Genomic DNA, 8,820 nt, shown 5'->3' with positions numbered 1-8,820 from the left:
AGCTGACCTGCGCGACCTGCCGGTCGAGATACGCGGCGGCGGCGACCGCGGAATCGTCCTTCTGTATGGATTCAGCGTCCGCCACGGTGAGGGTCGAAGCGCTCCCGAAGCCGGCGCGCACGCCGCTCGAGGTGGTGGCGCCGGGCAGCACGACGAGCAGATTGGTGCCGAGGCTCGCGATCTGCTCCTCGACGGCCGCGTTCGCACCTTGCCCGACGGCCACCATGGCGACCAGCGCGGCGACCCCGATGAACACCCCCAGCATGGTCAACGCCGAGCGCAGCTTATTGCGGGCGAGCGCCCTCCCGGCGGCGACGAGGGCCATGCGCGCGAACGACCACAATCTGCCCGCGGTCGCGGGCGCCGGCGCCGCAGCCCCAGCGCGATATCCCGCAAGTGGCGAGGGGACCGCGACCGTCGGCGTTGCGGCCTGGCGGCGATCCGCAACGACGACTCCGTCGCGCATCGTGACGACGCGGTCGGCGAAGGCGGCCATGTCCGCCTCGTGTGTCACCAGCACGACCGTCAAGCAGCGCTCGCGATTGAGCGCCTGAATGGTCGTCATGATCTCGTTCGCGGTCCGCGAGTCGAGGTTTCCCGTCGGCTCGTCCGCCAGCAGGATCGCCGGATCGTTGATGAGGGCCCGCGCGATCGCGACCCGTTGCTGTTGGCCGCCCGACAGCTGGCTCGGGAGGCTGCGCTCCCGGTCCGCCAGCCCGAGCAGCTCGAGCGCCTTCTGCGCGTGCACGGCGCCGTCCGAGAGGTATCCCGCGTAGAACAACGGCAAGGCGACGTTCTCGACCGCGCTCGCGCGCGGGAGCAGGTTGAAATTCTGAAAGACGAATCCGATGCGACGGCTCCGGATGCGCGCGAGCGAGGGTTCGTCGAGGGCCGCGACGTCGACCGTCTCGAGGAGGTACCGGCCGAGGATGTTCATCAGCGTCGACTTGCCGGAGCCGGATGCTCCCATGATCGCGACGAACTCCCCCCGCGCGACGGTGAGGTCGATTCCTTGGAGGGCGTGAACGTCCACGTCACCCAAGCGGTAGGTCTTGGTGACGCCGCAGAGATCGATGATCGGGTCCGATACGGTCGGGCCCGTCGTCTGGCCGGGTGTCACGGGTGGAAGTGGGGCCGCGCGACTTGGGGAGCGGTGGGGCTTCGCTCCTCCCGGGCAACCTCGTCCACGACGACCTGCTCGCCGGGCTTGAGCTCGCCGCGCACGACCTCGGCGAAGGACCCCTCGGACAGGCCGCTCACGATGGGGATTCTCTTTGGCCCTCCGTCGCGCAGCACCCAGACCGAGCTGCCGGGATCGGACTTGGTCGTCCGCGTCGCCGAGCCGACACCTTCCGGCGAGAACCTGAGGGCGACGCCGGCACGCGCAGGACGTCGTCGCGCTCGTCGGTGATGATCCGCGTGTTCGCCGTCATCCCGGGCAGGAGCGCGAGATCCGGATTCTCGACGCTGACGACGACGTCGTAGGTCACGACGTTCTGGACCGTGATCGGCGCCTCACGGACCTGGGCGACGTGCCCCCAGAACGTCCGGCCCGGATACGCCTCGACGGCGAACGACGCCTTCTGGCCGACTCTGGCGGCGCCGACGTCGGATTCGCTCACGTTCGTGTCGACCTGCATCTTCGTCAGGTCCTGCGCGATGAGGAACAAGGTCGGCGTCTGAAAGCTCGCGGCCACCGTCTGCCCGATCGTGATGTTGCGCGCCACGACCGTGCCGTCGACCGGCGAGACGATGTCCGTGTAGGCGAGGTTCACCTGCGCGGCATGCAGCTCCGCTTGGCGCTGCTCGATGGTGGCCTCGTCGAGCTTCACCTGCGCCTCGGCCTGATCGTAGACGCTCTTGTCGCTGTCGACGGTGTCCTGCGATACGACACCGTGCCGGCCGAGCCTCGAGTCGCGCTCGTAGTTGATCTTCGCGTAGGCGAGGCTGGCTCGGTCCTTCTGGAGCTGCGACCGAGCGGTCGCCAGGTTGGCGGTGTCCTGATCGACGACGACCTGATAGGGGCGCGGGTCGATCTTGGCGCACAGCTGGCCCGCCTTCACCCGGGTGTTGTAGTCGCAAGAGGTGCCCTGGATCGTCCCGGAGACGTACGCCCCGACCAGCACCGTGATGACCGGGTCGACCGCGCCGGTCGTGGTGATCGCGCGGACGATCGGCCCGCGCGTCACCTCCGCGGTGACGTATCGCGGGTCGGCCGGTCGACGATACCAGCGGACGGACGCGATCAGGCCGACGACCATGACGCCCGAAGCGATCGCCCACCGGCGATCAGGTCGGAACATCGCGGATCGACCGCCAATCGGTCACCATCTCGGGTCCTACCTCGTGGCGCCTCGCGTGCCGGCTCGCCCGCGGCGGCTCGCCGTGGTCCGCCCAGTGCCGTCCCCATCGCGGGCCCCAGTGCGGCGGTGCGTCGCGTCCCCACGCGCGCCATGCCAGCGGCAGGACCCGGTAGTACCCCACCGGCACGGCGAGGATCGGTCGTGGAACGAGCTCGGGTGCTACGATCACCCACGGCCCGTTGTACCCGGCGCTCACGTACCACGTGCCGCCGACGAACGCGTAGTACTGTGCGCCGTAGAAGAAGTAGTTGGCGGGTCTCACTCAGTCGGCGCCTTGCTTGCCGAGCAGCTGGCGCATCTGCGCATGGAGGTCTTTCATGCCGGCGCGGATGGTCGCCGCCTTCTGTATCTGCTCGGAGGTCAGAATGGTGCGGACCTCGAGAGCGGCGGCGAGCCGCTCGCGCATCAGGGCGGTACGAGCCTGCGATTCCTGCTGCACCAGCGCATCGACATCCTGCGGCGTGACGGTGCCCGTGCCGAGCAGCTTGTCGGCGAGCGCCTGCTTGGCCGCCCTCTCCTTCGCGGCAAGCGGGGCGAGGCTCGTCTGGTGCGCCGTCAGGATGTCCTGCACCTTCTGCTTCTGGTCGGCGCTCAAGTCGAGTGCGTGCAGCATGCGGGCCCCGCCCAGCAACGCGCCGTGGCCGCAGGCGCCGTGTCCGCGCATGCCGTGCCCGAACGCGAGCGCGCCGCTGGCTATCGCTGGCGCGAGCAAGCCCGCCATGAAAATGCTCTTCGTCAGTGGCTTCGTCATGGTTCGTCTCCTTGTCGTTGCCTCAGCCTTCGCTGCCGTCGTCACCATCCCCGCCGTCATCGCCCTCGCCGCCGTCGCCGGAGTCCGAGCCATCGTCACGGGGAGCGGCTCCAAGTCGGGCGAGCCTCGCGCGAGAGCCGAGCGCCGGCGCCTCCCCGTCGTCGCCCGAAAGGGACGCCGGAGACGCTTGGCCAGGCGACGGAGCGTCGGTCGCGACGGCTGCGCGCGCTGTCGGAGCGACGGAGGTGATAGTGACCGCCAGTGCGATCGCGCCGGCGGCCAGAATGCTGTTCGGCATGGGGTTCTTCATGAGTTCGTCTCCTTCTCCTGTTGACCCTCTTTTCACTCGCTGGCCATCGAGCCTTCCCGCTAAGCCTTCGCCGGCTCGGCCGGACGCCGTTCATCCCGACCCACGCTCACGAGTCTTCACCGTATTAAACGCACGAGCCCGTGCTTCGGTTGACACCAGTCGACATCGTCCCACGACGTGTCGATCCCACGCCACACGAGAACGCGCCAGACTGAGCAGGAGAGGCGGCGCACCGACGCGCGCCGTCCCGCCGAGTGTCCGGATATCCTCCCCTCCCCTATGAATCGTGGGCGCGCCCGCATCGCCTTCAGAAGCATTGCCTCTCGCAAGGTCGCTCGGTGCAGTCGGATACCTCGTGGTGCTCTCACGCTCCGCTGGATGATTGCACCTCGAACAGCCGCTCGCCGGCGCGAGCGAGTGTCCGAGATTCGGCCCCCCGGGCGGTGAAGGCGAGTTGGGCTCGCCACCCGCGAGTGATAGAAGCCGCCGTCCACCGACGAGGGGACGGAAGGGAAGCCGCCGTCCGAGGCCAGTGGGACCGAGGAAGGACACGGATGAGCCGCACGGGACGCGACGACGAGAAGCTCGTAGACCTCGACGAACTCATCCGGAAGATCACCGACGACGCCCACGGAGACGACGAGCAGCTCTGGGCCTGTCGGCAGGCGTTCGCGGCGGCGGAAGAGGCGATGCCGAGGGCGGAGGGCCCCTCGGGGGAGAACGACGATGACGACGATCGCCCGTACTGACAGCGACCCGCGGTGAGGGGAATGGCGTCCGTGCACAGGCGCGTGGCCCGGCGGCCGAGCCCGCGCGGCTTGCGGGCACTCTCCCCGCGGCCGGTGGGTTGGCGCACGAGCGATGCCGACGAGATCGCGCTCCGGCGCGAGCGCGCGTCAAGCGAGCTGATGCGGATCGAGATCCTCGAGCCGTCGGAGCCGGTCTTCTCCACCTTCGCGGTCCGGTCGCCGAGCGGCGCCTGCTACGAGGTGGAGGTCCGCTCGCTCTCGGAGCGCGAGAACTCCTGCTCGTGTCCGGACTTCCGGACCAACGGCCTGGCCACGTGCAAGCACGTCGAGGCCGTGATGGCCCGCCTGCGCCGCACGCCCGCGGGGCGAGCCGCGCTTCAGCGCGGGGGCCGCTCGACGCGCGTCGAAGTGTTCATGCGGCGGACCGGCGGAGAACCTGCGGTGGTCTGCGTTCTTCCGGAGCGGAAGCCGGCTCCCGCGGTCGCCGCGATCCTCGGCCGGTACGTCGATCGCGACGGCCGCCTGCAGGGCGATCCCGCTGAGGCGGTGCCGGCCCTCGTGCGTGATCTGGACGGCCACCGTGCGGCGGTGCGGATCAGCAAGGAGGTGGCCCTCTGGGCCGCCGGCCGGGCGCGGCGCACCACGCTGGCCGTCGAACGCCAGAATGTGGAGGAGGAGCTCCGCTCCGGCCGTCGTTCCCTCGCCGCGCTCAAGCTGCCCCTCTATCCGTACCAGGTCGACGGCTTGCTGCACCTGGCGTTCACCGAGCGCGCGCTGCTCGGGGACGAGATGGGGCTCGGCAAGACGGCGCAGGCGGTGGCCGCCTCCGCCCTTCTCCGCGAGCTGCGCGGCGTCGCCCGGGTGCTGATCGTGTGTCCGGTGTCGCTCAAGGCCGAGTGGGAGGACCAGATCACCAAGTTCACCGATCTGACGCTACGCTTCGTGCAGGGCACGAAGCCCGCCCGGCTCGCCTGCTACGAGACCCCCGCCTTCTTCACCATCGCCAACTACGAGCAGGTGATGCACGACGTCGCGGACGTGAACCGGCGGCTCCGTCCCGACGTGGTGATCCTGGACGAGGCGCAGCGGATCAAGAACTGGAACACGCAGACGGCCCGCGCGATCAAACGGCTCGAGAGCCGCTACGCGTTCCTCCTCACCGGGACGCCGATCGAGAACCGCATCGACGAGATCTACTCGATCATCGACTACGTGGACCCGCAGGTGTTCGGTCCGCTCTTCCGCTTCAACCGGACCTTCTACGAGCTGGACGAGCGTGGCCGCCCCGTGGGCTACCGGAACCTCGACGAGCTGCAGCGGCGTATCCGTCCCCTCCTGCTGCGCCGCCGCAAGGACCAGGTCGAAGCGCAGCTGCCCGAGCGTGTCGACAACAACTACTTCGTGCCGATGAGCCCGGCACAGCTCGAGCTGTACGGCGACTACGAGAGTCGCGTCGCCCGGCTGCTCGCGATCGCGAGCAAGCGTCCCCTGACGCGCGAAGAGCAGGAGAAGCTGCAGCGCTGGCTCGCCTGCATGCGGATGTGCTGCGACACGGCGTACATCCTCACGCCACAGAACCGCGAGTGCCCGAAGATCCACGAGCTGGAGGCGGTGCTCGACGACCTCGATGTCCGCCGCGCCCGGAAGGCAATCGTGTTCTCGGAATGGGAGCGCATGCTCGAGCTGGTGCGCGCGCTGGCGGGCGAGATGAACCTCGGCTTCGCCTGGCACACCGGCTCGGTGCCGCAGGTGAAGCGGCGCGAGGAGATCCGCCGCTTCAAGCACGACCCCGGCTGCCGGCTGTTTCTCTCCACCGATTCGGGCGGTCTCGGCCTGAACCTCCAGGCAGCGAGCGTGGTCATCAATCTCGACCTGCCGTGGAACCCTGCGCGGCTCGAGCAGCGCATCGCGCGGGCCTGGCGCAAGCACCAGACGCGCAGCGTCCACGTCGTCAACCTCATCAGCGAGGGCACGATCGAGCACAAGATGGTGGGGACACTCGCGGCCAAGCAGCGGCTCGCGGACGGGATCCTCGACGCGCGCGGCGATCTGGCGGAGGTCCGGATGCCGACCGCCGCCGGCGGGCGCTTCCTCGATCGGCTGCGCGTGCTCATGGAGGCGAGGGTGCGGCCCGCCGCCGCGCCGCCAGCGCCGCCCGCCCCGTCGCTCGTCGACCAGCTGCGCGCACGGCTCGGGAACGCGATCGCCCCGCGCGTGGTCGACGTCCGGGTGCTCGCGGCCGACGCGCAGGCCGCAGCCGTCGTCATCGTCGACCACCTCGGGACGGACGTCGAGAGCGCGATCACTGCTCGCTGGCCGGAGCTGGCCACACCGGCGTCCTTGCCGGCTAGCGTCGAGGTCATCGACGCCGCGACCTGGGAGGCGCTCCAGCGCCTGGCACGCCGCGGTCTCCTCCCCGCTCTCACCGTTCCGGCCGAGCCCGACGGCGGCCCGGAGGCGGAGGATCGCCGTCGGACGCACGCCGCGGAGCTCCTCCGCGGCGCCGCGCGCAAGCGCGAGATGAGCGGCGTCCTCTGCGCCGGCGGCTTCGTCGCCGAAGCGTCCTCCCCTGCCCACGATGCCGTGGAGCTCGCGCTCGCCGCGGTGGCAGTCCGCCATGCTCTCGCAGCGGACACCGATGGCGTACCGCTCCCCGAGAGCCTGCTCTGCGGCCCGATGCTCGTGCGCTCCTTCGTCGGCCAAGCGGACGTCGACCTGATCCGCCGCCTGCGCGCCGGTGCCGAGGCACCTGATCCCCACGCGCTCGTCGAGCAGAGCGGCGCGCTGCTGCGGCGCCTGGCGGACGCCGTACGGGCGTGAGTCGCGCGGCGAGTGGTTTCAGCGTGGAGCGGCACTGCGCGAGCGCCTGGCCACCTCCCAGCAGCGTGATGGCGGCCGGCGGGGTCGGCGCGCTGGGCTTCGAGCGGCGGGTGTGCGCCGCCTTCACGTTCCATGCTCGCGCGTCTGGCGTTGGTGATTCACGCGCAGCCGCCCACGGGCGGCTTCACTTCAGACGGTACGTTGATGCGTCGCTGCATGGTGGTAGCCCCTCGCCACAAGTCTGATCACGTGAGGTCGAGGAACTCCGCGAGAGCGGCGCGCACCTCTTGCTGCAAGGCCTCGGGAAGCATCCCCAAGTCTTCGCGAAACAATTCGTTGTCCCATGGGAGTATCTGACGGCCACCTGCTACGCCGCCTCGGCCCCTCGCCCAGCCACGTCACGCGGACGGTCGCGCGGCAACAGCCGCCTCCACACCTCGGCTGCCAGGCCGAGTAGCGCACGGAGGGCGAGCGTGGCGGCCCCGAGGATGACGTACTCACTCACGAGCACCATCGAGATCACCGCCCCGACGAGCCGCCAAAGCGGCCCCAGCTCCCCGCTGTCGAGATCGTCATCGTGCATACCGCTCTCCATTTCGCGCCGCTCGATCCGTTCCCCGCTCTCCCTCGACCTCGACCACCCGGAAGTGCCGCAGGAGGTTCCCCACACCGAGCCCGATAGACGGATCGTCGGGGTCACACGCCGCGAGATGATCGCAGAGCCAGGCCAGTTCGCGCTCGGCCATGCGCGGGACCATCAGGACCGCCCGCTTGCAATGCCAGCAGGACACGAGGATCGGCATGCACCCACGGCTACCAAGTCAAGGCTGCGGGTGGATGAGCCGGGGATGAAGTTACGATTGCGGTGGGGTTCCTGGACCGACCGGAAGCGACACGCCCAATCGTGGCAACAGGCGGCGCGCTGCGAAGGGGCGCCATCTCAGATATCGAGCCTTCTCCAGATCCCGGACTTCACCCAGCCGTAGGAGATCGTCAGGCAGACCAGCGAGGAAATCGGTAGCGAAACCCAGGCCAGCTCGACGGAGCCGGCGAGGTGGATGGTGGCGAAGTAGCCGGTGCCGAGCATGGTTAGCGTGAGCACGAGCTCGATTGCGAGAGCCGCCGCCGTGTCCCCGGTTCCCGAGACGGCGGCGAACCACATCTCTCCGGGGATGACGACCAGCATCGCCAGGGCGACGATGCGGAGGCTCGCAGCGCTCTCCGCGAGCAGGGCCGACTCGGGGGAGAACACGGTGAGAAGCCAGCGGGGGACGAGCAATGCGATGGCGATGAAGGGAAGGGTTGCGAGGAGCGCTCCGCCGGTGGCGTCGCGAAGAACGGCGCCAATGCGGTGGGTCTGATTCCTTCCAACGAAGCGACTGACCATGGAGCACGAGGTCTCCGCGAAGCCTTCCGTCGGAATCCAGAACACGACATAGCAGGCGTACACGAGGTTCGCGATCGCGAGCGCCCGGTCGCTCACGCGCTCGAGGATCAAGAAGAAAGCGAGCCACCGGAGCGCCTCCAGAAGCCGCTGGACGGCGATGGGAGCGGAGGTGCGGCTCAGGAGGTGCGTCGTCCGGCGCTCGAACGCCCGGAGGCGGAAGAGTCCGTAACGCGCGGGATCGAGACGTCGCCACATGTGGACCGTGAGGAAGAGGAAGGTGACGATCTCGGCGCCCAGGGATCCGGCCGCGGCTCCCCGCATGCCGAGCGCCGGAAAGCCGAACTTCCCGAAGATCAAGACGTAGTTCAGGATGACATTGGTGGCCGCCAGGAGAGCCGTCGCAGGGACGAGAACCCGGGTGCTTCCCAGGCTCACCAACA

Annotated in this window: 8 protein-coding genes and 1 pseudogene; 2 read left to right on the top strand and 7 right to left on the bottom strand. The window is 69.4% G+C overall.

Going from position 1 to position 8,820, the window contains the following annotated elements:
- From E6J59_00270 to E6J59_00255, 4 genes and pseudogenes are all read right to left on the bottom strand, one after another.
- Nucleotides 1-1,120 (bottom strand): ATP-binding cassette domain-containing protein (locus E6J59_00270; GenBank protein TMB24452.1); only part of this gene is annotated, 1,120 nt, incomplete at its 3' end.
- Nucleotides 1,117-2,261, bottom strand: a pseudogene (locus E6J59_00265) (efflux RND transporter periplasmic adaptor subunit). The gene E6J59_00270 and the pseudogene E6J59_00265, both read right to left, overlap by 4 nt.
- 28 nt (nt 2,262-2,289) lie before the next feature.
- Nucleotides 2,290-2,625: a hypothetical protein gene (locus tag E6J59_00260; GenBank protein ID TMB24451.1), complete on the bottom strand. Its 336-nt coding sequence runs from the start codon at nt 2,623-2,625 to the stop codon at nt 2,290-2,292.
- A complete protein-coding gene (locus E6J59_00255) occupies nt 2,626-3,228 on the bottom strand; it encodes a periplasmic heavy metal sensor (protein ID TMB24450.1) in 603 nt (200 codons plus the stop codon).
- Between the two features lie 750 nt (nt 3,229-3,978).
- On the opposite strand from E6J59_00255, the gene E6J59_00250 reads away from it, so the two are divergent.
- Nucleotides 3,979-4,173 (top strand): hypothetical protein, encoded by a 195-nt coding sequence (locus tag E6J59_00250; protein ID TMB24449.1) that lies wholly within the window; start codon nt 3,979-3,981, stop codon nt 4,171-4,173.
- 21 nt (nt 4,174-4,194) lie between these two features.
- On the top strand, nt 4,195-6,993 hold the full coding sequence (locus E6J59_00245; GenBank protein ID TMB24448.1) for a DEAD/DEAH box helicase: 2,799 nt from the start codon (nt 4,195-4,197) through the stop codon (nt 6,991-6,993).
- 367 nt (nt 6,994-7,360) lie between these two features.
- Here E6J59_00245 and E6J59_00240 read toward each other — a convergent pair whose 3' ends face one another.
- The 3 genes from E6J59_00240 to E6J59_00230 form a co-directional block, all read right to left on the bottom strand.
- Nucleotides 7,361-7,576, bottom strand: coding sequence for a hypothetical protein (locus E6J59_00240; protein ID TMB24447.1), 216 nt, complete (start codon nt 7,574-7,576; stop codon nt 7,361-7,363).
- On the bottom strand, nt 7,566-7,796 hold the full coding sequence (locus E6J59_00235; GenBank protein ID TMB24446.1) for a hypothetical protein: 231 nt from the start codon (nt 7,794-7,796) through the stop codon (nt 7,566-7,568). Before E6J59_00235 ends, E6J59_00240 begins: the two co-directional genes overlap by 11 nt.
- A gap of 137 nt (nt 7,797-7,933) precedes the next feature.
- The coding region (locus E6J59_00230) for a hypothetical protein (protein TMB24445.1) at nt 7,934-8,820 on the bottom strand (887 nt) is incomplete at its 5' end.

It is taken from the genome of Deltaproteobacteria bacterium (assembly GCA_005879795.1).
Taxonomy (GTDB): domain Bacteria; phylum Desulfobacterota; class Binatia; order DP-6; family DP-6; genus DP-6.
Note: the sequence above shows the minus strand (reverse complement) of the source record. Positions and strands in the feature narration are given on the sequence as shown.